The organism is Salinarimonas soli (genome assembly GCF_008386575.1).
GTDB lineage: Bacteria > Pseudomonadota > Alphaproteobacteria > Rhizobiales > Beijerinckiaceae > Salinarimonas_A > Salinarimonas_A soli.
In genome coordinates this window covers 434,141-459,388 of the sequence record NZ_VUOA01000019.1, presented here as the reverse complement: position 1 = coordinate 459,388, position 25,248 = coordinate 434,141, and the positions used below count along the sequence as shown (strand labels likewise).

General features: G+C 71.3%; 19 protein-coding genes. 10 read left to right on the top strand and 9 right to left on the bottom strand.

The window, feature by feature from the left end:
* The first annotated feature begins 127 nt into the window (after positions 1-127).
* From F0L46_RS11370 to F0L46_RS11360, 4 genes are all read left to right on the top strand, one after another.
* Positions 128-307 (top strand): hypothetical protein, encoded by a 180-nt coding sequence (locus tag F0L46_RS11370; protein WP_149817499.1) that lies wholly within the window; start codon positions 128-130, stop codon positions 305-307.
* Between the two features lie 86 nt (positions 308-393).
* A complete protein-coding gene (locus tag F0L46_RS26130; protein WP_188311925.1) occupies positions 394-564 on the top strand; it encodes a hypothetical protein in 171 nt (56 codons plus the stop codon).
* A gap of 72 nt (positions 565-636) precedes the next feature.
* Positions 637-873, top strand: a complete 237-nt coding sequence (locus F0L46_RS11365) for a hypothetical protein (protein ID WP_149817498.1) — start codon at positions 637-639, stop codon at positions 871-873.
* A gap of 79 nt (positions 874-952) precedes the next feature.
* Positions 953-1,453: a Ros/MucR family transcriptional regulator gene (locus tag F0L46_RS11360; RefSeq protein WP_149817496.1), complete on the top strand. Its 501-nt coding sequence runs from the start codon at positions 953-955 to the stop codon at positions 1,451-1,453.
* 373 nt (positions 1,454-1,826) lie between these two features.
* On the opposite strand, the gene eda is transcribed toward F0L46_RS11360, so the two are convergent.
* From eda to F0L46_RS11320, 8 genes are all read right to left on the bottom strand, one after another.
* A complete protein-coding gene (eda, locus tag F0L46_RS11355) occupies positions 1,827-2,456 on the bottom strand; it encodes a bifunctional 4-hydroxy-2-oxoglutarate aldolase/2-dehydro-3-deoxy-phosphogluconate aldolase (RefSeq protein ID WP_149817494.1) in 630 nt (209 codons plus the stop codon).
* Positions 2,457-2,460: 4 nt separating this feature from the next.
* Entirely contained in the window at positions 2,461-4,284 is a 1,824-nt protein-coding gene (gene edd / locus F0L46_RS11350; protein WP_149817492.1) for a phosphogluconate dehydratase, read from the bottom strand.
* A gap of 238 nt (positions 4,285-4,522) precedes the next feature.
* Positions 4,523-5,593, bottom strand: coding sequence for an ABC transporter ATP-binding protein (locus F0L46_RS11345; protein WP_149817490.1), 1,071 nt, complete (start codon positions 5,591-5,593; stop codon positions 4,523-4,525).
* Positions 5,590-7,803 carry an ABC transporter permease gene (locus F0L46_RS11340; RefSeq protein WP_149817488.1) on the bottom strand — a complete coding sequence of 738 codons (2,214 nt, stop codon included), beginning with the start codon at positions 7,801-7,803 and terminating at the stop codon, positions 5,590-5,592. The genes F0L46_RS11345 and F0L46_RS11340 overlap by 4 nt, the downstream gene beginning before the upstream one ends.
* A gap of 83 nt (positions 7,804-7,886) precedes the next feature.
* A complete protein-coding gene (locus tag F0L46_RS11335; protein WP_149817560.1) occupies positions 7,887-8,909 on the bottom strand; it encodes an ABC transporter substrate-binding protein in 1,023 nt (340 codons plus the stop codon).
* Positions 8,910-9,087: 178 nt separating this feature from the next.
* On the bottom strand, positions 9,088-9,774 hold the full coding sequence (gene pgl / locus F0L46_RS11330) for a 6-phosphogluconolactonase (protein WP_149817486.1): 687 nt from the start codon (positions 9,772-9,774) through the stop codon (positions 9,088-9,090).
* Positions 9,771-11,261 (bottom strand): glucose-6-phosphate dehydrogenase, encoded by a 1,491-nt coding sequence (gene zwf, locus F0L46_RS11325; RefSeq protein WP_240539953.1) that lies wholly within the window; start codon positions 11,259-11,261, stop codon positions 9,771-9,773. Before zwf ends, pgl begins: the two co-directional genes overlap by 4 nt.
* Before the next feature lie 138 nt (positions 11,262-11,399).
* Positions 11,400-12,254 (bottom strand): SIS domain-containing protein, encoded by an 855-nt coding sequence (locus F0L46_RS11320; RefSeq protein ID WP_149817485.1) that lies wholly within the window; start codon positions 12,252-12,254, stop codon positions 11,400-11,402.
* A gap of 140 nt (positions 12,255-12,394) precedes the next feature.
* Between F0L46_RS11320 and F0L46_RS27050 the strand changes: the two genes are divergently transcribed.
* The 6 genes from F0L46_RS27050 to F0L46_RS11290 all read left to right on the top strand — a co-directional run bounded on the left by F0L46_RS27050 (position 12,395) and on the right by F0L46_RS11290 (position 23,291).
* On the top strand, positions 12,395-14,041 hold the full coding sequence (locus F0L46_RS27050; protein ID WP_149817483.1) for a methyl-accepting chemotaxis protein: 1,647 nt from the start codon (positions 12,395-12,397) through the stop codon (positions 14,039-14,041).
* 196 nt (positions 14,042-14,237) lie between these two features.
* Positions 14,238-20,534 (top strand): hypothetical protein, encoded by a 6,297-nt coding sequence (locus F0L46_RS11310; RefSeq protein ID WP_149817481.1) that lies wholly within the window; start codon positions 14,238-14,240, stop codon positions 20,532-20,534.
* A 290-nt stretch (positions 20,535-20,824) separates the two neighbouring features.
* On the top strand, positions 20,825-21,238 hold the full coding sequence (locus F0L46_RS11305; protein WP_149817479.1) for a globin family protein: 414 nt from the start codon (positions 20,825-20,827) through the stop codon (positions 21,236-21,238).
* A 27-nt stretch (positions 21,239-21,265) separates the two neighbouring features.
* Positions 21,266-21,466 carry a DUF1127 domain-containing protein gene (locus tag F0L46_RS11300; protein WP_149817477.1) on the top strand — a complete coding sequence of 67 codons (201 nt, stop codon included), beginning with the start codon at positions 21,266-21,268 and terminating at the stop codon, positions 21,464-21,466.
* A 26-nt stretch (positions 21,467-21,492) separates the two neighbouring features.
* Positions 21,493-22,365 (top strand): homoserine O-succinyltransferase, encoded by an 873-nt coding sequence (locus tag F0L46_RS11295; protein ID WP_149817475.1) that lies wholly within the window; start codon positions 21,493-21,495, stop codon positions 22,363-22,365.
* 26 nt (positions 22,366-22,391) lie between these two features.
* Positions 22,392-23,291, top strand: a complete 900-nt coding sequence (locus tag F0L46_RS11290) for an alpha/beta fold hydrolase (protein WP_149817473.1) — start codon at positions 22,392-22,394, stop codon at positions 23,289-23,291.
* Positions 23,292-23,294: 3 nt separating this feature from the next.
* On the opposite strand, the gene F0L46_RS11285 is transcribed toward F0L46_RS11290, so the two are convergent.
* A complete protein-coding gene (locus tag F0L46_RS11285; RefSeq protein WP_149817472.1) occupies positions 23,295-25,244 on the bottom strand; it encodes a hybrid sensor histidine kinase/response regulator in 1,950 nt (649 codons plus the stop codon).
* Positions 25,245-25,248 lie beyond the last annotated feature (4 nt).

The following is a 25,248-nucleotide window of genomic DNA, read 5'->3' as shown; positions in this document are numbered from 1 at the left end:
CCGCAGGGCCGGCGCGCGCGCTGATGCCGGGCATCGAATGGCAGAGCCGGCAAGGAATTTAACGCTTCGTTAACCATCTTTGCAGAAGCCTCCTTGGGTTCGCGCCCTGTCCCCCGAGAGGCCTGACATGCCCGACGAGTCCAACGCCCCGACCCGCGCCCGCATCGAGCGGCGCACCCAGACGCGGATCGGCTATCTCCTGCGCACCCTTCATATGCCCCCGGAGGGCAGCCCCATCCCCGACGACCAGGTGGACCTGCTCCTGGCGCTGCGCCGCAAGGAGCGCGAGCGCCGGCGGGAGGCATAGGCCGGACCGGGCGGGCTTCTGCAACCTGGTAACCCGGTCTTTACCAAAGCCGCCGACCATGAGCGCATTGCAGGAAAGCAGGTGCCATGGCTGACCGGAAGGACGATCCACCCCCGCGGCTCGACCGCGAGGCGCGAAACCGCATCGGAAAGGCCCTGCGCGCCGACATGCCCGTGACGGAAGCGCCGATCCCCGCCGACCACGCCGAGCTTCTGGCCCGGCTCCAGCGCAACGAGCGCGAGCGGCGGCGGCCCTGACATGGGCGATGCGGCGCCTTTTCGAGGATCGCCGAAAGCCGCCATTTACGGGCTGTGCCGTAACGTCACGGCATGGCCGACCACATCGCGAACCCCACCGGCGACCGCGCCCGGCTGCAAGCCTGCCTCCTGCTCGCCGAGGCGAGGCTCGCCAGGACCGAGCGCCCGCCCGCCGCCTCTCCCCCCGAGACGGCCCGCGCACCCGCGACGGGCGCGCCGCCGGGCGCCGAGTTCATGCTGTGGCGCCCGCTCCTTCTTGCCATGGGCTCGATCGCGCTCCTCGTGCACGCCCTGGACCGGATGAAGTGACGGGGCATAAGCTCTCGCGCCTCTTGACAAGAGGCCTGATGAAGCGAAACAAAGTTATTTCACGAAAGAAAGTCGATCCATGCAATCCGAAGGTAATGAGCCCATCGATTTCGTTGGTCTCGCCGCCGACATCGTCGCGGCCTACGTGTCCCACAACAGGGTTTCGCGGGCCGAGCTGCCCGTCCTGATCGGCGCGGTGCACAAGTCGCTCCAGGGCCTCGACACGCCGCCCGAGCCCGAGCCGGTGAAGCTCGAGCCGCGCATGCCGATCCGCAAGACGATCACGCCGGACTTCCTGATCAGCCTGGAGGACGGCAAGCAATATCGTTCGCTCAAGCGCCACCTCACCACGATGGGTCTGACGCCCGAGCTGTACCGCGCCAAGTGGGGCCTGCCGCACGACTATCCGATGGTCGCGCCGAACTATTCCAAGCAGCGCTCCGAACTCGCCAAGTCCCTCGGCCTGGGCCAGATGCGCGCCAAGCGCGCCGGCGAGGAAGCCCCCGCTCCGGCGGCCGAGGAAGCCCCCAAGGCCCCCGCCCGCCGCGGCCGCCCGAAGAAGATCAAGCCGGCGACCTGAGGGCCCGGCCCGGAGCGACGGGCCGTCCTCCCGTCCCCATGCTGAAGCGCCCTGCGAAGGGGGGCTCGAAGCACGCAGGGTGCTTGCCACAGCCGTCTTGAGACCGCTGGAGCGCCCGTCGAGGCTCCCCCGAATGAAGTCTCGGGTGGCTCCCCTCTCCCATGGGGAGAGGGGCCGGGGGTGAGGGGGTATCGCGCTTGTCCAGATATCTCCCCCTCATGCTGAGGAGGCCTGCGAAGCAGGCCGTCTCGAAGCACGCAGGACGCCGCCACAGCCGGGGGAAGATCCCTGGAGCGCCCTTCGAGGCCGGGCTGCGCAGGGCACCTCAGGACGAGGTTAGAAGGTGGGAAAGGCGCACCGCTCCGCCCCTGCCCTATCCCAGCGCGTGCACCGCCTGACGGGCGAGGCGCTCGATGCCGAACCAGTCGGCGGTGGAGACGAGGCGCGCGGGCGCCATCCACGAGCCCCCGACCGCCGCCACGTTGCGCAGGCGCAGGTAGTCGCCCGCCGTCTCGGCCGTGATGCCGCCGGTGGGGCAGAAGCGCACCTGCGGCAGCGGCGAGGCGAGCGCCCCGAGATAGGCCGCGCCCCCGCTCGGCTCCGCGGGGAAGAACTTCTGCAGCGTATAGCCCCGCTCCAGGAGGCGCATGCTTTCGGATGGCGTCGCGGCGCCCGGCAGGAGCGGCACCGCGCCCGCCGCGTCGAGGAGCCGGTCGGTGGCGCCGGGGGCGACCGCGAAAGCGGCGCCCGCGGCCTCGGCCTCGGCGAGCTGGGCCGGCGTCAGCACCGTGCCGACGCCCACCACCGCGCCCTCCACCTCTGCGCTCATGGCACGCACGACGTCGAGGGCGATCGGCGTGCGCATGGTGATCTCCAGCACCGGCAGGCCGCCCTTCACGAGGGCGCGCGCGAGCGGCACGGCGCTGGAGAGGTCGTCCACCACGAGCACGGGGACGATGCGGGTGCGCGTGAGAAGGCCGGCGAGGTCGATGGGTGCGGTCATGGGATCAGTGCCAGAAGACCGCCGCGCCCCGGTCGGCGGGGCCGACGGACGAGCGGAAGGGAGCGAAGAGCTCGCGGCCGATGCCCCGGTCGCCGGGGGTGGCGTTGGGAGCGGGCACGGGGCGCTCGGCGAGCACGGCGGGCTCGACCGCCACGTCGAGGCGCCCGGCATTGGCGTCGATGGTGATCACGTCACCGTCGCGAAGCCGCGCGATGAGCCCGCCGTCGCGCGCCTCCGGGGTGACGTGGAGGGCGCTCAGCACCTTGCCCGAGGCTCCCGACAGGCGCCCGTCCGTGAGGAGGGCCACGCGCAGGCCGCGGTTCTGCATGAGGCCCAGCGCCGGCATGAGGCTGTGGAGCTCGGGCATGCCGTTCGCCATGGGCCCCTGGTTGCGCACCACGACCACCATGTCTCCGGCGAGCTCGCCCGCCTTGAAGGTGGCCTGGAAGTGCTCCTGCGACTCGAACACCCGCGCCGGCGCCGTGATGGCGTGACGGTCGGCGCTCACCGCGGAGGTCTTGACGACGGCGCGGCCGAGATTGCCCGTGACGAGCGCGATGCCGCCGGTGGCCTGGAACGGCTCGGAGACGGGGCGCAGGATCGAGGGCTGGGGCGAGACGGCGGGGGGATCGCGGTACATCAGCGCCCCGTCCGCCAGCACGGGCTCGCGGGCATAGGCGCGAAGGCCCCCGCCCGCGAGCGTCGCGACGTCCTCGAACAGGAGGCCGGCGTCGAGGAGCTCGCGGATCACGAAGGCGAGGCCGCCGGCGGCGTGGAACTGGTTCACGTCCGCCGAGCCGTTGGGATAGATGCGCGCGAGCAGCGGCACCACCGCGGCGAGATCGGCGAAATCCTCCCACGAGATCGCGTAGCCCGCCGCGCGGGCGATGGCCACGAGGTGGATGAGGTGATTCGTAGAGCCGCCGGTGGCGTGCAGGCCGACGATGGCGTTGACGAAGCTGCGCGCGTCGAGCCACTCGCCGATGCCCCGGGGCTCGTCCGCCGCCGCGCGCTCCATGACGAGGCGCACGGCCTCCCGGGTGAGCGCGTCGCGCAACGGCGTGCCCGGCGGCACGAAGGCGGTGCCCGGCACGTGCAGGCCCATGATCTCCATGAGCATCTGGTTGGAGTTCGCCGTGCCGTAGAAGGTGCAGGTGCCCGGCGCGTGGTAGCTCTTCATCTCGGCGTCGAGGAGCGCCTCGCGGCCGACCTCGCCCGACGCATAGGCCTGGCGCACGCGGGTCTTCTCGTCGTTGGAGAGGCCCGTGGGCATGGGCCCCGCCGGCACGAAGGCCGCGGGCAGGTGCCCGAAAGCGAGCGCCCCCATGAGGAGGCCCGGCACGATCTTGTCGCAGACGCCGAGCATGAGGCCGGCGTCGAACACGTTGTGCGACAGGGAGACGGCGGTCGCCATGGCGATCACGTCGCGGGAGAACAGGGACAGCTCCATGCCGGGCTGGCCTTGCGTGACGCCGTCGCACATGGCGGGCACCCCGCCCGCGACCTGGGCCGTGGCGCCGAATTCCCCCGCCGCCGCCTTGATGAGATCGGGGTAGGTTTGGAGCGGCTGATGGGCCGACAGCATGTCGTTGTAGGACGTGACGATGCCGATATTGGGCGCGCTGCCGCGGGTGAGCGCCGCCTTGCCGTGCGCGTCGCAGGCCGCCGCCGCGTGGGCGAGGTTGCCGCAGGAGAGCTTGCGCCGGGGCGGGTTGTGCCGCCTCGTCGCGGCGAGCCCGTCGAGATAGTCGGCCCGGGTCTCGGCCGAACGCTCCTCGATGCGGGCGGCGACCGACTGGAGAACGGCCGAGGGAGCGGTGCGGGGCATGGCAGGTGTCCGGTGGGCCGGCAGGAAGGCCGGCGGCTGTCGGGACGGCGGGCAGGCATCGCCCGGCCTTGATGTGATTACACTACATCAATCCGTAGCACGCTTACAAGCCCGTTTCAGGTCCATCCCGTCGCGCCGACCCGCCGATCCTGCCGGAGCCGCCCCCCGCAAAGGCACGGCATGGGGCTCCGCCCGACCTGGCGGCCGGGCGGAGCCCTGTCGTCGATGCGGCGGGCCCTCAGCCGGCGCGGACCGCGAAGACGCCGTGGTCGGCGAGGCGCACGCCCACCTGCTCGCCGGGCCGGCGCAGGCGCGTGGCCTCGGGGGCGATGGCAAAGAGCCGGCCGACCTGCGTGTCGAGGTTGTACTCGGCGTGAGCCCCCATATAGGTGGCCGTCGCGACGGTGCCCGTGAGCACGCCGCCCGCGCCCGCTTCCGTGAGCATGATCGCCTCGGGGCGGATCACCACGTCGACCTCGCCCTCGCTGAGCCCCTTGTGGGGCAGGCGGATGGCGAGGTCGCCGAGCTGCACCATGCCCTCGCCGGGCGAGGCGTCGCGCAGGACGCCCTTCACGTGGTTGGCCTCGCCCATGAAGGTGGCCACGAACACGTTCTCGGGCGCCTCGTAGAGCTCGCGCGGCGAGCCCGCCTGGGCGATCTCGGCGTTGCGCATCACCACGATCTGGTCGGAGACCGCGAGCGCCTCGCTCTGGTCGTGGGTGACGTAGACCACGGTGAGGCCTAGGCGCTGCTGCAGGGCGCGGATCTCCTCGCGCATCGAGCGGCGCAGACGCGCGTCGAGGTTCGACAGGGGCTCGTCGAAGAGCAGCACGTCGGGCTCGAGCACCAGGGCGCGGGCCACGGCCACGCGCTGCTGCTGGCCGCCCGACATCTCGGATGGCAGGCGGTCGCCGAAGCCCTTGAGGCCCACGGTGGCGAGCGCGCCTTCCGCCTTCTCCAGGGCCTCGCGCCGCGCCACGCCACCGGAGATCAGCCCGTAGGCCACGTTCTCGCGCACGCTCATGTGCGGGAACAGGGCGTAGGACTGGAACACCATCGAGACGTTGCGCTCGCCCGCCGACATGTCGGTGACGTCGCGCCCGCCGATGAGGAGACGCCCCTCGGTGACGCGCTCCAGGCCCGCGATCATGCGCAGCAACGTGGTCTTGCCGCAGCCCGAGGGCCCCAGCAGGGTGACGAGGTTGCCGGCCTTGATGTGCAGGTTGAGCGGCTTCACGGCGGTGACCGCGCCGTAGCGCTTGGTCACGCCCTGGAGAACGACGTCCGCGGCTTTCTTGGTCTGGCTCATGGCATTTCCTGCGCCGGCTTGAGGACGGGAGTGGGGGCGAGCGCCTTGCGGCGGCCCAGGCGCCGCTCGCCCACGCCCAGCTGGATGAGCCCGATCACGGCCATCATCAGGACGATGAGGACGGCCGAATAGGCGATCGCGAGCCCGTAATCGCCGTTGATCGAGCGGTTGATGATGAAGACCGTGGCCATCTCGTACTCGGCCGAGACCAGGAAGATCACGGCGCTCACCGTCGTCATGGCGCGCACGAAGGAATAGACGAGCGCGGTGACGATGGCGGGCTTGATGAGGGGCAGCACGACCTTCGTGAGCGTCCGGAAGGACGAGGCGCGCAGCATGACCGAGGCCTCGTCGAGGCTCTTGTCGAGCTGGCTCAGCGCCGCGACGCCCGAGCGCACGCCCACGGGCAGGTTGCGGAACACGAAGCAGATCACGAGGATCGTCGCCGTGCCCGTGATCTCGAGGGGCGGGATGTTGTAGGTCAGGATGTAGGCGACGCCGATGACGGTGCCCGGCACGCAGAAGGTGAGCATCAGGGCGAATTCGAGGATCCCGCGGCCGGCGAAGTTCTTGCGCGAGAAGATCCAGGCGGCGAGCAGCCCGATGATCGCGGTGATCGGCGCCCCGATGGCGGCGAGCTTGATCGTCGTGAACAGGGAGTTCCACGCGCCGCCGGCCCAGATGATGCCGCCCGGCCCCCATTCGATCGCGAAGGCGCGGCCGAAATGCGAGAGCGTCGGCGTCCAGTCGCGTCCCCACACCTTCACGAAGCCGCCCATGAGGGCGAGCAGGTAGACGGTCACTGTGAGGATCGACCACGGGATCGCCACCGCGAAGGCGAAGGTGCGCACCGGGCGGGGCAAGGGCTGGGCGAGGCCCGTGTCGCCCTTGCCCGACATGGACACGTAGGACTTCGTCCCGACGATCCGCCGCTGGAGGAAGAAGGTGGTGGCGGCGAAGCCGAGCAGGATCAGGCCCAGCGTCGCGGCGCGGCCGAAGTCGGATTGCGCGCCCACCACCGCGAAGAAGATCTCCGTGGAGAGCACGCCGAACGAGCCACCGAGGATGATCGGGTTGCCGAAATCCGCGAGGCTCTCGACGAAGCAGACCAGGAAGGCGTTGGCGAGGCCCGGCATCATCAGCGGGAGCGTCACCTTCTTGAAGGTGCGCATGCGCGAGGCGCGCAGGGTCTGGGACGCCTCCTCCATGGTGGGGGAGAGGCCCTCGACGACGCCGATCAGCACCAGGAAGGCGGTGGGCGTGAAGCTGAAGGTCTGGGCGAGCCAGACGCCGCCGAAGCCGTAGATCCAGCGGCCCATATTGGCGCCGGTCACCGACTCGACGAGCTGGTTCACGATCCCTGAGCGCCCGAAGATGAGGATCAGGCCGAGGCCCACGACGAAGGAGGGCGTGATAATCGGGAGGATCGTGAGCAGGCGCAGGAACTTCTTGTAGCGAAAGCCCGTGCGCACCGTGATGAGCGCGAAGGCGAGGCCAAGCACCGTGCAGGAGGTCGCGGTCGCGGTGGCAAGGGCCAGCGTGTTCCAGGCCACGCCGCAGGAGCCGCCGCCGGACAGGCAGGCCAGGCCCCAGTTCTTGCCTGTGGCGAAGCGCTGAAGGAAGGAGGTCAGGAGCGTCTGGTCGGCGGAGGCCGTGAGGCTCTGCCCCAGCATGATCGCCACAGGCCAGATGGTGAAGAGGGCGATGCAGGCGGTGAGGACGCCCACCGCCCCCGAGACGAAGCGGTCGCCGCCGAAATAGCCGCGGACCGCGAGCCCTTCCGTGAGGAGCAGGAGGAAGCCTCCGAAGGCGAGGGCGCCGCCGACGCCGACGCCGAACTGCCGGTCGCCGAGTTCGCCGAACAGGGCCACAAGCCAGGGGTAGGTCCAGCCCCGCAGGCCGATGAACCAGGCCTGGAGGACGAGACCCGCGACCCCGAGGGCACCGCCGGCGATGAAGGCGATCGCACGCGTCTCGCGCCGTGCCGAGAGGAAGCCCGCCGCGCCGATGGCGAGGGCGGCGAACATGGGCAGGAACCACCAGCGGCCCCGCGAGAAGACCTGGACGGCGGCGGACGCCGCCTCGGGATCGCCCGTGCCGAAGGCCGGGAGGGCGCTCAGGAACCCGTCCTGGACCATGTACCAGGGCAGCAGGCACAGGCCCACCGCCGCGACAAACCACCAGGCGACGGCGGGGTCGATTCGTTTCATGGCGAACTCGCGTGATGCTGGATAGGAACCAGCCGCCGCCCACGGGCGACGGCTGACCTTAGACCGTCATGCGGTCCCGTGCGTCAGCGGGGGAGCGAGCCGATCTCGCGGTCCCAGCGCTCGAGGAGGCGCTTGCGCTCGGAGGCCTGACCGTACTTGTTGAAGTCGTAATTCACGAGCTTCATCTTGGTCAAGTCGGGGCCGCCGGGGGGAAGAGGCGCGCTCTTGTTCGAGGGCATGTGGTACTGCTTGGCGACCTCGTAGCCGATCTTCTGAGCCTCGGGGCTCAGGGCCCAGTCGACGAACTTCTTGGCGTTGTCCGTGTTGCGGCCGCCCTTGATGATCGAGACGGAGCCGATCTCGTAACCGGTGCCCTCGCACGGCGCGTTGTAGCCCACGGGGAAGCCGGCGGTCACCTCGGTCGCTGCGTCCTGCATGAACGACAGGGAGACGCCCGTCTCGCCGCGCGCCACCGCCTTGATCGGGCCGGTGCCCGAGCGCGCATAGGCGTTCACGTTCGCGTTCAGGCTCTTGAGGTAATCGAAGGCCTTCTCCTCGCCCATGAGCTGGACGAGCGTGGCGATGATCACGTAGGCGGTGCCGGAGGAGTTCGGGTTCGCGACCTGGATCTCGCCCTTGTACTCGGGCTTCACGAGGTCGGCCCAGCACGCGGGCGCCGCGATCTTCTTCTTGCCGAGCAGCTCCTTGTTGTAGCCGAAGCCCACAGCGCCCGAATAGACGCCGACGGAGCGGCCCTTGGCGGCCTCGTACTGCTTGAGCGCCCAGTCCTGAAGCTCCTTGTTGCGCGGCGACTGATAGGCCTCGCTCAGGCCTTCCTCGGCCACGATCAGGTGCGGATCACCCGTGCCGCCGAACCACACGTCGCCCTTCGGGTTCTGCGCCTCGGCGCGGATCTGCGCGAGCGTCTCGCCCGAGCCCTTCTGGGTCATGTTGACCCGGATCCCGGTGTCGCGCTGGAAGTTCGTCGCGACCGCCTGGCACCACTCCACCTGCACGGAGCAATACAGGTTGAGCGTCCCTTGAGCGGCCGCGGGGGCCGACACGCCCGCCATCATCGCCGCGGCCAGACCGCCAATCACCAACATACGCATCGTTTGAGTTCCTCCTCGTTTCCTCGACAGTGCCCGTCCTTGCCCTGACCGGGAAGGTTAGGGTGTTGAGCTACATTTTTATGTAGCTCTATGACATCGGCTCCCTTGCGGCAAGGCTTTTCGCAATTAGCACGGCCTTTTATCGAGGTCGCGCGACAATTGCGTCAAGACGCTAGGTTGCAGAATAAACCTTAAGAGACCCGGGAGCCCCGAACAGCACGCGGACCGGGTAGCGCGACCGGTTTTCGCTTTCCAGCGCCTCGTGCAGCACGGCCCACTTGGCAAGGCCCGCGATGAGCAGGGCCCGCATGCGGGCCCCAGCGAGCAGGGAAGGCCCGAGGCTCAGCCGCGCATCGAGCCCATCCGGCCGGGCCACCACGACGGGCGCCCCCTCCCCGTCCCCCGACAGGGCGGGATGGCCTGGGAAGAGCGAGGCCACGTGCGCGTCCTCGCCCATCCCGCTCACGCAGACGTCGATCGGCCCCCGGCCCGCCATCGCGCCCGACAGGACCCGCGCGGCGGCCGCCGGGTCGGGGTCCTCAGTCCTCAGGGGCATGAATCGGGCGCGGCCCTCGCGAACCGGCGCGAGCGCGGCGCGGATCATCCGCTCGTTCGACCGGGGATGGTCGGGGGGCACGCAGCGCTCGTCGGTGGGCAGGACGAGAACGCGCTCCCAGGGGAGGCCCTGGGCGCCGAGACGCTCAAGGAACGGGACCGGGGTGGTGCCGCCGGGCACCGCCAGCGTGGCCTCCCCCGCCCGCGCGAGCACGCGCCGGAGCTCGTCCGCCACGTCCTCCGCGAGCTGGGCGGAGGCCTCCTCGATCGAGGGGAAACGCCGGACCGCGATGCGGGCGCTCATCCGCGCAGCTCCGGCTCGGACCAGCTGCGGCCGTCGCGCTCGATCAGGCCGACCGCCTGCGAGGGGCCGGCGGTTCCGGCGGGGTAGCGATGCGGGGTCGCGTAATAGTCACGCCAGCCCCCGATGATGGGATCGACGAAGCCCCAGGCGGTCTCCACCTCGTCGCGGCGCATGAACAGGGTCTGGTCGCCGCGGATCACGTCGGTGAGGAGGCGCTCGTAGGCGTCGGGGGTGCGCTCGTTGAAGGCGGTGTCGTAGCGCAGGTCGAGGGTGCGGGGCACGAGCTGCAGGCGGCCGCTGCCGGGCACCTTCATCATGAGGTGCATCTGCACGCCGTCATTGGGCTGGAGGCGGATCACGAGGCGGTTGGGGGCGAGGCCGTCGCGCCGGTCGCCGCCGAAGATCGAATGCGGCACGCTCTTGAAGGTGACCGCGATCTCGGAATAGCGCGCGCCCATGCGCTTGCCCGTGCGCAGATAGATCGGAACCCCGGCCCAGCGCCAGGTGTCGAGATCGCAGCGCAGGGCCGCGAAGGTCTCGGTGCCGCTCGCCCGGCCGAGCTCCTCGGCATAGCCCGGCACGGCCTGCCCGTTCGACGAGCCCCGGACATACTGGCCCCGCACCGTGCGCTGGAGGACGTCGGCGCCATGGATCGGGCGCAGCGCCCGCAGGACCCGCACCTTCTCGTCGCGGACCGCGTCGGCGTCGAGGGTGTTGGGCGGCTCGATGGCGAACAGGCACAGGAGCTGGAGGACGTGGTTCTGCACCATGTCCCGCAGGGCGCCCACGCCGTCGTAGTAGTCGGCCCGCTTCTCCAGCCCCACGGTCTCGGCCACCGTGATCTGGACGTGGTCGATGTCGCGCTGCGACCAGGAGCGCTCGAACAGGGTGTTGGCGAAGCGCAGGACCAGGAGGTTCTGCACCGTCTCCTTGCCGAGATAATGGTCGATCCGGTAGGTGCGCCGCTCCGGCAGGACCTCGGCCACAGCCTCGTTGATGGCCTTCGCGGAGGCGAGATCCTTGCCCAGGGGCTTTTCCAGGATCAGCCGCGCTTCGCCGTCGAGGAGCCCCGCGCCGGCGAGGGCGCGGCTTGCGGGCGCGAAGAGCTGCGGCGGCGTGGCGAGGTAGAAGGCGCGCACCCGGTCCGGCGGCCCGAGACGCTCGTTCAGGGCCGTCATGCTCTCGGGATTCGTCACGTCGGTGCGCACGAATTCCAGGTGGGGCATGAAGGCCTCGGCCTGGGCGCGGCTGAGGCCCTCCTCTTGCAGGCGGGCCTCCACGGTGCGCATCAGCCCGTCGCCGGGATCGTGGGAACGCACGAGGCCGATCACCCGGCTGTCGCGGGGGATCACGCCCTCCGCGACGCGATGGGCCAGGGCGGGAAAGAGCTTGCGCAGCGCGAGATCCCCGCTGGCCCCCGCGATGACGAGATCGAAGGTCGGAACGGGGGTCCGCTCCGGCACGACCGGCAGCTCGAGGTCCATCATCGTGGGTCTCTGAAAGATGGGGCGCAGGTTCGACCGGTGCCGAGCCCGCGCCCCGAGTCAGGGAGGATGAGCGCCGCAACGCTCACGTCTATTTGATACAAAACGATGTAGCTTTCAATCAATCGTTTTACGAGCATATCAGCGGGCGGCACGTTTCTCACGAACGCTCTGCTTGGCGCGTTCCAGATGACCCGCGAGCTTCGGCCCCACCTCGATGGCGGCGAGCACGTCGATGGCCGTCAGGTGCACGAGGCGCGAGGTCATGGGAGCATAGATGTCCGCGTCCTCCTCCACGTCGGTCGCGATCGTGAGGTCGCAATGGCGCGCGAGCGGCGAGCCGCGCGTGGTGAGGCCCACGATCGTGGCGCCCGCGGCCTTCGCGATCTCCACCGAGCGGATGAGGTCGAGGGTGCGCCCGCCCGCCGAGATCGCGACGACCACGTCCTCGGGGCCGAGCAGCGCCGCCGACATGGCATGGACGTGGGGATCGCTGTAGGCGGCCGTCGCGAGCCCAAGGCGGAAGAACTTGTGCTGCGCGTCGAGCGCCACGACGCCGGAATTGCCTTGCCCGTAGAACTCGACCCGCCGAGCCCGTGTGATCGCCACCGCCGCGCTCTTCAGGACGCCGCTGTCGAGACGGCTTCCGAACCCCTCCAGGGCGTGGACCGCCCGCCCGATCACCTTGAGGGCCGCGTCGCCGGCGCTGTCGTCGGGGGTGACGTCCTGGTGGACGAACGGCGTCCCCACCGTCTCGCCGAGGCTGCGGGCGAGCTGGATCTTGAACTCCTTGAGCCCCGAGAAGCCGAGCGACTTGCAGAACCGCGCCACGGTGGGCTCGCTCACGTCCGCCGCCGTGCTCATCGCGCCGATCGACCATTCGATGGCCCGGTGCGGGCTGGCGAGAACCACGTCGGCGACGCGCGCCTCGGAGGGGGTCAGGTCGTCCCGGAGCGCCTCGATCCGCGACAGGAGGGTACGTCCCGGTTCATCCATCGTCGCAACCCATACAAGAGCCGCATGGGGGAACCCCCGCATGCCGCAACTGCCGCAAGCCATCGCTTAGAGCAGAGAAACAGAAAGGGATTCTTTACACGCAAGCCACAAGTTCCACGCGCAGGAGGACCCGTCTGCACATGTGGAAACATCGTTCGCTTCGCTGGAGCATCACCCTCGCGATCAACGCGGTCGTCGCGGCGGCGATCGCGTCCGCCGTCATGATCTATGGTTCGAACGAGCGGCGCAAGGCGACCGAGGGGCTGGCCGAGAAGATCGCGGCCACCATGGCCCCCATCCGCGACGGCGCAGCCCAGGCCCTTCACATGAGCGATCCCTCGACCGCCGAATATCTCGCGACGGCGCTGCGCACGGACGCGGACTTCGTGGGAGCCGTCATCCTGGGGCCCGATCTCTTCGTGCGCCTCAGGGTGGGCCGCAACGACGCCGTGGAGGACGAGCTGCATCTCGACACGGTCCAGGGCTGGCTCGGCGGCGGCGTCAAGGAGGTGCTCGGCGCGGGGGACCTGCGGCTCGTCGCGGGCCCCGCGAGCCTCACCGAGGTGGTGGCGTTGCGCCCGCCCGTCGCCCGTCAGCGCGTGGTGGGCTATCTCGTGGCGCATTACTCGACCGAGCGCCTGAGCGCGCGGACCCGCGACAGCATCACGGCGGCCCTGGCCCTGGGCGGCGGGTTCCTCCTCCTCCTCAACGGCGTGCTGGCCCTGCTCCTGTGGCGCTTCACGACGCCGATGGTGGACCTGTCCCGGGCGACGCAGGCCCTCGCCGACGGGCGCCTCGACCTCGACGTGCCCCATGCCCGGCGCCGCGACGAGATCGGCGCCATCGCGCGCGCCATCGCCGTGTTCCAGGCCGCGATGGTCGACCGGATGCGGCTCCAGGAGGCCTCGGATGCCGAGCAGCGCAGCAAGACCGAGCGCGAGGCCCGGGTCGCGCGGATGATCGCCGAGTTCCGGCTCGAGACCGAGCGCCTCGTCGACGGCGTCGGCCGCGAGAGCGACTCGCTGGAGGCGGCGGCGCGCTCGCTGGCCGAGGCTATCGGCACCTCCCGCCATCTCACCGGCGCTGCGGTGGAAGAGATCGCCGCGGCGCGGGCGCAAGTGGAGAACGTGGCGGGCGCCGCCGAGGACATGGCCCGGGTGGTGGGCGACATCGAGCGCCAGATCGGCGAGGCCCGGCGGATCGTGGGAGAGGCGAGCGAGACCAATGCGGCGACGGGCGGGCTCGTGCACGATCTCGCCCTGAAGGCGGACACGATCGGAGAGGTGGTGACCCTCATCCGGTCCATCGCCGAGCAGACCAACCTGCTGGCGCTCAACGCCACGATCGAGGCGGCCCGCGCGGGCGAGGCCGGCAAGGGCTTCGCGGTGGTGGCCTCCGAGGTGAAGGCGCTCGCGGGCCAGACGGCGGCGGCGACCCATCGCATCGCGGAGCAGATCGCCGCCATCCAGGCGGGCGCCACCTCGGCCGCCGCCTCCATCACGGCGTTCTCGACGAGCATCGGCGCCATCGAGTCGGTGACCGCGCAGGTCGCGTCCGCCGTCGCCCGGCAGACGGGGGCGATGGACCAGATCTCGGGCGACGCCGCCGTGACCTCGGGCTGGATGGGCGCGGTGTCGCGGCATATCGGCGAGCTGGTGGCCTCCATGGAGAGCACCGAGCGGGCCTCGGGCACGGTCGACGCGGCGGCCCGCAGCCTCACGAGGGGCGGCGGCGAGCTGCGCGGCAGCATCGGGCGCTTCCTGCAGGGGGTCACGGCGGCGCGCTAGCGCGCGCGATGGACGCCGGACGGGAGGCCGGTGCTGGCGTCGCACCAGCCTTTCGTGTCTCTTGGAGGGGCAAGCTGATTGGGGACATGACAAGGAGAGCATTCTTTAAAGCATGCAACATAATTAGTTGTTATTCAAAACTGCTTGCATGCATCGTTAGCTGATTTAATCATACCTCCAACGGATGGAGGTATCGATGAGCGTTCTGCCGCGGACTGATATGGGCCCCTCGCGTGATATGAACGTGGGAGGCCAGCGCAGCACGGACTTCCTGGCTCAGGCGACGACGGGCACCGCCTCGGCGGCTCAGATCAGCAGCGGTTGGGAAGCCGTCCGCAACGCGGGCCGGGCGCTCCAGGGCTTCAACAGCAATGCCCTCACGGCGACCGACCTCGAGAACGCCCGCCGCGCGCTCGTGTCCACCATGGGCTCGGGCCTCCCCAAGGAGCTTCAGGCGAACCAGGAGGAATTCCTCAAGCAGATCGACCGCCGGCTCGGGGCCCAGCAGGCTCAGGCCGCGCAGCAGGCCGAGGCCCGGAACCAGAAGGGCGCCCAGCTCGTGCGCGACCTGCGCGACAGCCTCCGGGGCTTCAACGGCGGCACCGTCTCGGCGGACGAGCTGCGCGCCGTCCGCAAGGAGGCCAACGACTTCCTGGCGGAAAACCAGGGGCGGATCAATCAGTCCACTCAGGCGAACCTGCGCAGCTTCCTCGACCAGTCCAAGAACCGCCTCGACAATGCCGGGCGGGTGAACCAGCAGCAGCAGGAGGCGCGTCAGCTCAACGCCTCGCTCACCACCCACGTCGACACCCTGCGCAACGCTCTCAAGGCCTACAACGACAACCCGAACGCCGAGACCCGGCGCGCGTTGAACAACGCGTCCTACGAGGCGAACGCGTTCGCCGGCCGGATCCGGAACGATCAGGTCGACCAGCTCTCGGGCGCCGCCCTGGAGAACCTGTCGAGCTACCGCGCCCAGGCCGCGCAGAAGCTCGACGCCTCCTCGCCCAACCGCGTGCAGGCCAACCAGCAGCAGCAGGCGGCGCGCCAGCTCAACGCCTCGCTCACCACTCACGTCGAGACCCTGCGCAACGCTCTCAAGACGTATAACGACAACCCCAACCCGGAGACCCGGCGGGCGCTCAACAACGCCTCCTACGAGGCGAACGCGTTCGCTGGCCGGATCCGGAACGATCAGGTCGACCAGCTCTCCGGCGCCGCCCTGGAGAACCTGTCGAGCTACCGCGCTCAGGCCGCGCAGAAGCTGGAGGCCTCCTCGCCCAACCGCGCGGGTGCCGCGCAGGCGACCACACAAACGCCTCAGCAGCAGGAGGCGCGTCAGCTCAACGCCTCGCTCACCACCCACGTCGACACCCTGCGCAACGCTCTCAAGGCCTACAACGACAACCCGAACGCCGAGACCCGGCGCGCGTTGAACAACGCGTCCTACGAGGCGAACGCGTTCGCCGGCCGGATCCGGAACGACCAGGTGGAGCAGCTATCGGGCGCCGCCCTGGAGAACCTGTCGAGCTACCGTGCTCAGGCCAAGCAGAAGCTCGACGCCTCCTCGCCCAACCGCGCCAACGCCGCCACCCAGACCAGCGCCGCCGAGACCACCCAGCGCCCGAGCCGCTACGGCACCCCGGAGGTGATCCAGACCTTCCAGAGCAATCGTTGGCGCGGGCGCGAGATCGCCGTCTACCAGGTGCAGAACCGCGAGTCGGGGGCCTGGGAGGTGCGCGCCCAGTCGCTCCAGCCCAACCGCATCGAACGCGACGTGCTCGTGTTCTCCTCCAACCGCCGGGTGCGCGACGAGGATTTCGGGCGCGAGGGCCAGATCCTGCCGAAGCTCAGCGAGGCGGCCCAGAAGCTCAACGCGCCGTCCAATATCCGTCAGGGCCAGACGGCCGGCACCCCCAATGGCAACCTGCGCGACGCGGCCGTCGGCGTGGCCACGGGCATTCCCTTCGACCTGCCCAAGATGGTGGTGGGGATCCCGGAGGGGCTCTTCCGCAACGCGGTGGGCCTCAGCCGCAACATCGCCGACGGCCTCGACCGTCTCGTCGACGTCGCCGATCCCGCCGACCGCTCGCGCACGGGTCCCTCCAACCCGCTGAACTTCGAGCGCCGGACCCAGTTCACCGAAGCCAACAACAGCCAGGCGGCCGTCCAGAACCTGCAGAACAACATCGCGCGCAACCTGGGCGCCAACCCGGACAGCCGGGCCTTCCAGCTCGGCGATCTGCTGGGCGGCTTCCTCGCCCCCTCGCCGGGCGGACGCGCCGGCACGGGTGCCGCCGACAACGCCGCCTCCCTCGCCACGCGGCGTAACCTCGGCGCCAAGCTCGAGGGCGCCAACTTCGCCGAGATCAAGGCCGGCCTCGACCGGATCGGCCCGGAGGGCATGAACCGTCTCGCCCGCGAGTACCCGCAGGAGGCGGGGCAGATCGCCCAGCGCCTGCGCGCCTTCGACAACCCGGAGGCCCAGCGCCTCGCCGAGCAGCTCAAGCCCCGCGCCGAGACGGCTTCGGCGGGGCGCACCAACACGTCCTCGGCGATCACGCGACCGGCCGTGCCCCCGGCCGCGACGCGGGCGACAGGCCTCAACGACCAGCTCGGCGCCGCCCTAGACGCCTACCGGGCCAATCCCGGCCCCGCCACCCGCGCCGCGGTGAACGACGCCTCGGCGGAGGTCGGCACCCTCATGCGCCAGAATGGCGGCCGTCCCCCGGCGGGGCTCGACGGCACCACGGCCCGTGAGCTCACCCAGCGCCAGGGCGAGGCAACCCGTCTCCTCGACGCGACCCGGCCCCAGCCGCAGCGCGCCCAGACCCCCGCGGCCGAGACCGCCGCGCCCGTGCGCCCCACGCCGCCCCCCGCCGTGAGCCGCGCCGCGGGCCTCAACGACCAACTCGGCGCAGCCCTCGACGCCTACAAGGCGAACCCGGGTCCGGCGACCCGCGCGGCGCTCAACGACGCCTCGGCGGAGGTCGGCACCCTCATGCGCCAGAACGGGGGCCGTCCCCCGGCGGGCCTGGACGGCACCACGGCGCGCGCGCTGACCCAGCGCCAGGGCGAGGCGACCCGCGTCCTCGACGCCACGCGGCCGCAGACGACCCGGCCGGCGCAGGCGGCCCGCACCGAGACCACGGGACAGACCACGCAAGCCGCCGCGCCCGCGCGCGTCGCCGTCCCGCCGGCCGTGGCCCGCGCCACGACCCTCAACGACCAGCTCGGCGGAGCCCTCGACGCCTACAAGGCGAATCCGGGCCCGGCGACCCGCGCGGCGCTGAACGACGCCTCTGCGGAGGTGGGATCCCTCATGCGCCAGAACGGCGGGCGTCCCCCGGCGGGGCTCGACGGGACCACGGCCCGCGAGCTCACCCGGCGCCAGGGCGAGGCGACCCGTGTCCTCGACGCGACCCGGCCTCAGCCGCAGGCCCGCACCGAGGCGCCGCCCCAGGGCGGCGGGCGCGTCACGTCCTCGACGCAGCCCCCGCGGTCCGGCAACGAGACGACCGTCTCCACCAACGCGCCGGCCAATACCGGTCGGGCCGAGACGCCGCCGGCCGATCCCGGCAGCGGCGGCATCAACAACAACCCGCCCCGCCGGCCCACCGCCACGGGCGCGCCCCCGCCGCCGGACGGGCCGAACGGCCCCGAGCTGCGCACCATGAGCGGCCGGCGCGTGGAGGCCTCGGCCGAGCAGCGCGCGGTCCTGAACGACAACCCGACACTCCAGATCGTCGAGCAGCGCGGCGACGGCAGCATCTACGCCCAGAAGCCGGAGGGCGGGGCGACGAACGTCTACCGTATCGCGTCCGACGGCAAGGTGTCGCCGGTGGGCGGCGCGCAGGCCCAGCCGATCACCCCGGTCGAGCTGAACCGCATGGTTCCGACCACGGACGACGCCTCCACGATCCCGCCCCGGACGGCGGGCACCACCCCCGGCGGCGCGCTCATCGCGCCAGGCGGAACTGCCTCGTCCGAGGTCGCCCAGACGCCGCCCCGCGCCATCGACCGCCTCAACGACGTGGAACGCCCGCCGATGAGCGCCAAGGTGCGCGAGCTGCGCCTCAACCTGGAGGACTTCAACAACGGCCTCGAGGCCCGGCGTGACGCCTACGAGCCCGGCCAGGGCCGCATCCCGGCCTTCGACCGGGTGACGGAGCAGCTGAATCTCGACACCAACTACATCCGCGCCCAGCGCCAGGATGCGAGCGAGAACCGGCCGAACCTGCTCCAGCAGGGCTGGCAGAACACGGAGTCCTTGCGCCAGAACGTGATCGACGGCGTGCACGCGTACCGCGACGCCGTGCCGAACGCCCTGGGCCGGGTCACCGAGCCCTTCGTGAACCGCGTGGCGCGCCCGCTCATCCGGAGCGGGCTGGAAGCCGCCGAGAACGTGGCGCGCCCCGTCCTGGGCTTTGCCAAGGACACGGTGGTCCAGCCGCTCACCAACGCGGTGGGCAACACGGTCGGTCGGGCTGCGGACGACTTCTTCCACAACAACCCGATCGGCAACGACGTCCGCCTCACCACGCGCGAACTCTTTCTCGGCAACCCCGATCCCCTCAACCAGGAACTGCCGCGCAACTCGCTCCGCAACGAGGTCGGGCGGACCGTCTACGAGGGGGTGCGCATGCCGATCGTGCAGCGCACGTCGGAGGCGGCACAGAGCGCCATCGACCTTGCGGGCGCGGCCTTCAACAACGTGGCGACCCGCGCCGAGCCGATCGTCGCCCCGATCCAGGGCATGGTGACGGGCACGCTCGACAACCTCAGGACGGTGGGCCAGGTGGCCGCGACCCAGGTTCTGCCCGGCGCGATCGGCTGGGCCTCGTTCACGGGCGACATCCGGCCCCTGTCGCAGAAGGACGCGAAGGTGATGCTGCAAAGCGCGAACTTCTCGACCAACGAACTCCAGTCGATCAATCCGGGCGCCCTCGGAATCCGGACGTCGGAAACCTTCCTGGTCGACGCCCGGATCGGGTTCATCTATTCGGGGCCGACGATCAAGGGCGTCAGTCCCCAGGCCATCGCCCGGGGCGACTTCGGGAACGCCATCCAGTGGGATCAGCTGGTCGCGTCGCAGTTCGTGCGCGAAGGAGCTGACGGAGCTCAGCAAGCGGCGCGCAACGTCACGTTCCGCGCCAGCGGAGCCCTCGCGGGCGCCGGCTACAGCGTCAGCCTCAAGGATTATAATGAGATCTTCCAGGTCCGCGGCAACGCCGTAGTCCAGTTCGCGACCTTCGGCGGCGGCGCCCGCCTGGAGGGCGGCGCGATCACGAGCGGCGAAGGGTTCCAACTCGGCACCCGCGGTTACGGCGCCCTCGGCATCGTCCGCTACTCGGGCGACCTCATCAACATCGACCTTGCACCCACGAACATCCCGGGCATGCCGAGCCGCTTCTCGTTCGGCGCGACGCGGCCCCGCCTCGATCCCACCCTGTTCCCCAACGACGGCCTGCGGCAGGGCGTCACCCCGGCAGAGGGTCTCGTGCCTGGCGTGAATGCGCCGCCCTCGGTCACGCACGCCATCTTCGGCGGTGGCCACAACCCGCTCATCGACCATCAGGCGACGCTCAGCCTCGCGCCGAACATCAAGCTCGAGGGCGTCTCGAAGCTGCGGCTCGACAACGGGACCGAGTTGGACGGCTCCTACGCCGGCACCGCCCTGACGCAGCGAGGCGGCGTCCTCCGCCTCGCCAACATCTTCGACAGCCCCCTGGCCAATTACCGCCAGGACTCCTCGACCTACGACATGACCATGGGCAACAACCCCACGCGTCTGGCAGGCGCGGAGCAGGTGCGAGAGCGCGGCCTCGACTCGGTCCTTCTGCCCGGCGGCACGCCCCTCTTCGTCTCGCCGGAGCAGATCCGGCTCGACACGGCCCAGAACGGGTTGCGGGGTCTGCAGAGCCGCCTTCTGGCCAACCCGGCCGATCCCGACGTGCGCAAGAGCTTGGCGAAGCTCATGGGGGACCTGACCACGAAGCAGCCGCCCGCGACGCAGGAGATGGCCAAGCGCGAACTCGAACTTCTTCTCAACCGGTCCGCGGGCAACCCGGCCGTCCTGCGCAACGGCGACGCGGTCCGGGACCTGTTCGAGAAGTACTCGGGCGTAAACAGCAACCAGGCCGCCCCGGCGCCGCGGCCCGCTCCGGCTGCGCAGCCCGCGCCGACGCCGGCGGCGCCCCAGCCCTCGCCCACGGCGGTGGGCCCGATCCAGCCCGGGGTCGCGGCCCGCGCGACCGGCCTCAACGACGCGCTCGGCTCCGCGCTCGACGCCTACAAGGCGAACCCGAACGCGACGACGCGCCGGGCGGTCAACGACGCCGCGGCCGAGGTGGGCACGCTCCTGCGCCAGAACGGCGGCCAGCCGCCGGTCGGTCTCGACGCCGGAACGGCGCGCGAGCTGACCCAGCGCCAGGGCGAAGCGACCCGCATCCTCGACGCCACCCGGCAGACCCCGCCGAACCAGGCGCCCTGAGCGTCCGGTCCGGACGGGATCGCGGAACACCGCGAGAGGGCAGCACCGGCTGGGGCGCCCTCTCGCAGCGGGGACGGCCGAGATCCGCCCCGGGTTTCGGCGAGGGAGCCATCGCAGGCGCCGGCCCGTCCGTGAGGGTGGGCGGCGCCCGCCGGGGACGTGCGCCCGCGCCATGGGGGCGAGGAGCTTGTAACAGGAGGGTATCGGCCACGTAAAAAAGCCGCGACGGCGCGACATCGCCCCGCAACACGGCGCCGCGATGGTGAGGCTCCCAAGGTTCGGAGCATCCCATGCGTCAAGATCAGATCAAGCTCGTGCGCGACACCCTTCCGGGGGTCGTCGCGATCGCCGACCAGGCCGCTTCCCTGTTCTACGAGCGCCTGTTCCTCGTCGATCCCACGACGCGGCCCCTGTTCGCGCGCACCGACATGCAGGCGCAAGGCGCCAAGCTCATGGCGGCGATCGCGGCCGTGGTGGGCGCCCTCGACGATCTCGGCTCCGTGAGCGACAACCTGCGCGACCTCGCGGAGCGCCACGAGGCCTATGGCGTCGAGGCCCGTCATTACGCGAGCGTCGGCACGGCCCTCCTGTGGACCCTGGAGCAGGGCCTGGGCGCCGCCTTCACGCCCGAGGTGAAGGACGCCTGGGCGAGCTCCTACGGCGCCATCTGCGCGGCGATGCTCCCGCAGGCGCGCGCGGCCTGAGCCCTCGATCCCCACGGGAGAACCCCCATGACCGCCATGACCCTCGTCTCGGCGCCGGCCCTCGGCCGCGCCGTCGCCCTCCTGCGCCGCCGCTGGATGGAGCACCGCACCGCCCGCGCCCTCGACGGCCTCGACGACCGCATGCTGAGCGACATCGGCCTCCACCGCTCCGAGGCCGCCTCGATCGCCCACCAGGGCGAGGCGGACACCACCCGCATCCCGCGCTGACCGCCCCGCCTGGGGGAGGAGCCATCATGATCACGCTGCCGAGCGGCCTGCCCGCCGCGCGCATTCTCGACGCCGAGGGCCTGACGCGCACGGGCCGTCCCGGAAGCGGGCGCGCCTTGCGCATCGCGCTCGTCAACCTCATGCCTCGCAAGGAGGCGACCGAGCTTGCCCTCGCGCGGCTTCTCGCGGGCGGCGGGTGCGACGTGGAGCTCACCCTCGTGGTGCCCGGGAGCTACGCGCCCCGCACCGCGAACCCGGCCCATCTCGCCCGCTTCTACCGGCGCTGGCCGCAGGTCCGGGACGAGGCCTTCGACGGGCTCGTCGTGACGGGCGCGCCCGTCGAGACCCTGCCCTTCACCGACGTCGTCTATTGGCGCGAGATGCGCGAGATCGTGACGTGGGCGCGGGCAAACGCCGGCAGCACGCTCTACATCTGCTGGGCCGCGCAGGCGGCCCTCAACATCAATCGCGGGATCCCGAAAACCCTCCTGCCCGCCAAGGCCTTCGGGGTGTTCGAGCAGCACGTGCTCGCCCCCGCCTCGCCGCTGACGATGGGGCTCGGCCCACGCTTCCCGGCCCCCGTCTCGCGCCATGCGGGCGTGTGCGAGACGGCGCTGGCGGCGTGCGGGCTCGCCCCGCTCGCCCGCTCGGCGGAGGGCGGCGCTTGCCTCGTGGACGATCCCGACAACCGGGCCGTCCTGATGTTCGACCACCTGGAATACGACGCCGACACGCTGGCGCTCGAATACGAGCGCGACCTCGCAGCCGGCAAGCCCGCCCATCCCCCGCTCATGGCGCGGCCGGGCTGGTCCTGGCGGCCCTACGCCGCCCTGTTCTTCCGCAACTGGCTCGACCGGGTCGAGGCGTGCCGGGCCCTGCGGCCGGCCGCAGCCGCCTGACGTCCCATGATCCCTACGAGGTTCCCATGACCATCCTGACCGCCGGACGCTTCCATATGCACCTGCGCGAGAGCGGCTCCGGCGAGCCCGTGCTCCTCCTGCACGCCTCGTCGAGCTCGGGGCGCCAGTGGCGCGACCTCCAGGCCGCGCTGCAGGACCGCTACCGGGTCGCGGCGCCCGACCTCCTGGGCTATGGCGGCTCGTCGGCCTGGGACCCGGCGGACGAGCTTGCGAGCCGGGACGAGACGGCGCTCCTCGACGAGGCCGTGGAGCATCTGGGCGGCGGTCCGGTCCACCTCGTGGGCCATTCCTATGGCGGCCTCACGGCGCTGCGGCTCGCCATGGAGGGCCGAGTGCGCCTGCGCAGCCTCACGCTCTATGAGCCGATCGCGTTCTGGCTCCTGCGGCTTGCCGGCGAGGCGGCGCTCTACGGCGAGATCCGGGGCATCGCCGACACCTTCCGCGCCGCCTTCGCGCGGGGCGACGCAGACGCCGCCGCCCGCCCCTATCTCGACTACTGGAACGGCCCGGGCGCCTGGGCGGCGGCGCCCGAGGGGGTTCGCGCCATGCTGCGCGTCACGGCCGCCAAGACCGCCCGGGAATGGGCGCCCGCCTTCGAGGACGACACCCCGCTCGCAGCGCTTGCCGCCGGCATCGCGGCCCCGACCCTCGTCCTGCATGGCGGCGTCACCAACGCCACCACGCGGCGCATCTGCGGGCTTCTCGCGGGCGCCCTGCCCCACGCCGTCTCCCGCGCCGTTCCCGGCGCCGGGCACATGGGACCGGTCACCCACGCGGCGGCCGTGAACGCGGCCATCGTCCGCCACATCGAGGCCTGGTCGCGCGGGGAGGATCACAGGATCCAGGGATCACGGGCCATGCCCGCCGGCCTCGCCGGAGGTTTTCCCGTCCAGCCCCGCGCCTAGGCCTCAGGCGGGGCCTGAGGCCTCCGCCTGGGCGAGCGCCTCGCGCACGCTCTCCGCCGTGAAGGGCTTCTCCAGCAGGATCGGCCCGCCCTCCCCCGCCGGCCCGCCGACGAGCTCCGGGCCCGCCACCATGTCGCCCGTCATGACGATGGTGCGGCCCGCGAGCGCCGGGTCGCGCGCCGCGACCTGCCGCCAGAGCTCGATCCCGTTGAGGCCCGGCATCCGCAGGTCGAAGAACGCCGCGTCGAAGCGGACGCGATTGAGCTCGGCGAGGGCGGGAGCGGAGCCCTCCAGCACCCGCGTGCGGTGCCCCATGTCCTCCAGCATCTCGGCGAGCGAGCCCGCGACGTCGATCTCGTCGTCCACGATGAGGATGGAGAGGCCGGACGGCCCCCTCGCCTCCTCCGCCGCCGGCTCCTGCGGGACCGCCGCCTCGCAGGGCAGCACCACGCGGAACTGCGCCCCGCCGCCCGGCCGGTCCCCCACCTCGATGCGCCCGCCGTGGCTCTCCACGATGCCCCGCGAGATCGACAGGCCGATGCCCGTGCCAGCCCCCACGGGCTTGGTCGTGAAATAAGGCTCGAAGATCCGCGCGCGGATCTCGGGCGGCACGCCGGGCCCGTTGTCGGCGACCGTGATCACGACGGCGCCCGCCTCCATGTGGGTGCGCACGAAGATGCGCCGCTCGCCCTCCTGCTCCAGCAGCACTTGGGTCGCGTTGAGGAGGAGGTTCGCGGCGACCTGGCCCAGGAGGTCCTTGTCGGCGCTCACCACGGGCAGGCCGGGACTGAGCGCCCGCTCGATCCCGATGCCGGCGCTGCGCCGGCCATAGGCCGTCATCTCGGCGGCGGCCTCGACGATCTCGTTGAGGTCCACGGGCTCGCGCTGCGGCGGCTTCTGGCGCGCCATGCCGACGAAGCTCTTCACGATGCGCCCGGCGCGCCCGGCGGCGGCGTGGATGCGCTCGGCGCGCCGCCGCACGTCGTCGGTGGGCGCTTTGTCCTGGAGAAGCGTCGCCTGCGCGATGAGGATGGCGAGAGGATTGTTGAGCTCGTGGGCCACGCCCGCGAGCAGCGAGCCCATGGCCGAGAGCTTCTCCATCTGGTGCAGGCGCGTGCGTTGCGCCTCGATCTCGGCCGCCGCCTCCCGGGCCGGCGTGAGGTCGCGAAGGTACGCGGTGAAGAAGCGGCGCTCGGGCAGCCGCACCTCGGTGATCGCGAGCTCGACGGGGAACACCGACCCGTCCGCCCGCATGCCCTCCACCTCAATGCGCCGGCCGATGACGGAGCCCTGCCCTGTCGCGAGATAGCGCTTGAACCCTTCCGCGTGGCGGCGGCGCAGGGCCGGGGGCACGATGATGTCGCCGATGGGCTTGCCCATCACGGCGTCGCGGGTCACGCCGAACGTGGCCTCGGCGGCGGGGTTGAACTCGAGGACGCAGCCCTCCTCGTCGATGACGATGACGCAATCGAGGGCCGAGTTGACCACCGCCGCGTTGAGGGCTTCGCTCGCCTGAAGGCGATCGAGGCGCCGGGCGAGCTCCTCCTCGCTCTGCTTGAGCTCCGTGAAGTCCCGGGCGAAGGCGAGGATGCCCGACACCTCGCCCGAGCGGTAGGGCGCGAGCCCCTCCTGGATGTAGCGCCGCCCATGGCCCGGATAGTCGACCCAGCCCTCGCGCCAGACCATCTCGCCCGCGGCAAGGCGCGGCTCGAGCGGCCTGTAGGCCTCGTAGACCTCCTCCCCGAAAACTTGAGCGACGGAGCGCCCGAGGATCTCCTCGGCCGGGCGGCGGACGAAGGAGAGGAACGCCTTGTTGACGTAGCGATAGCGGTGGTCCGCGTCGACGAACACGACGCGGGCCGGGATGAGGTCGATGATGGCGTGCAGGAGGTCCGCGTCGGGGTGGCCGAGCGGCGCGCTCGCGGCGTCGGGCGTTCGCAGGCTCGGCTCCATCGTG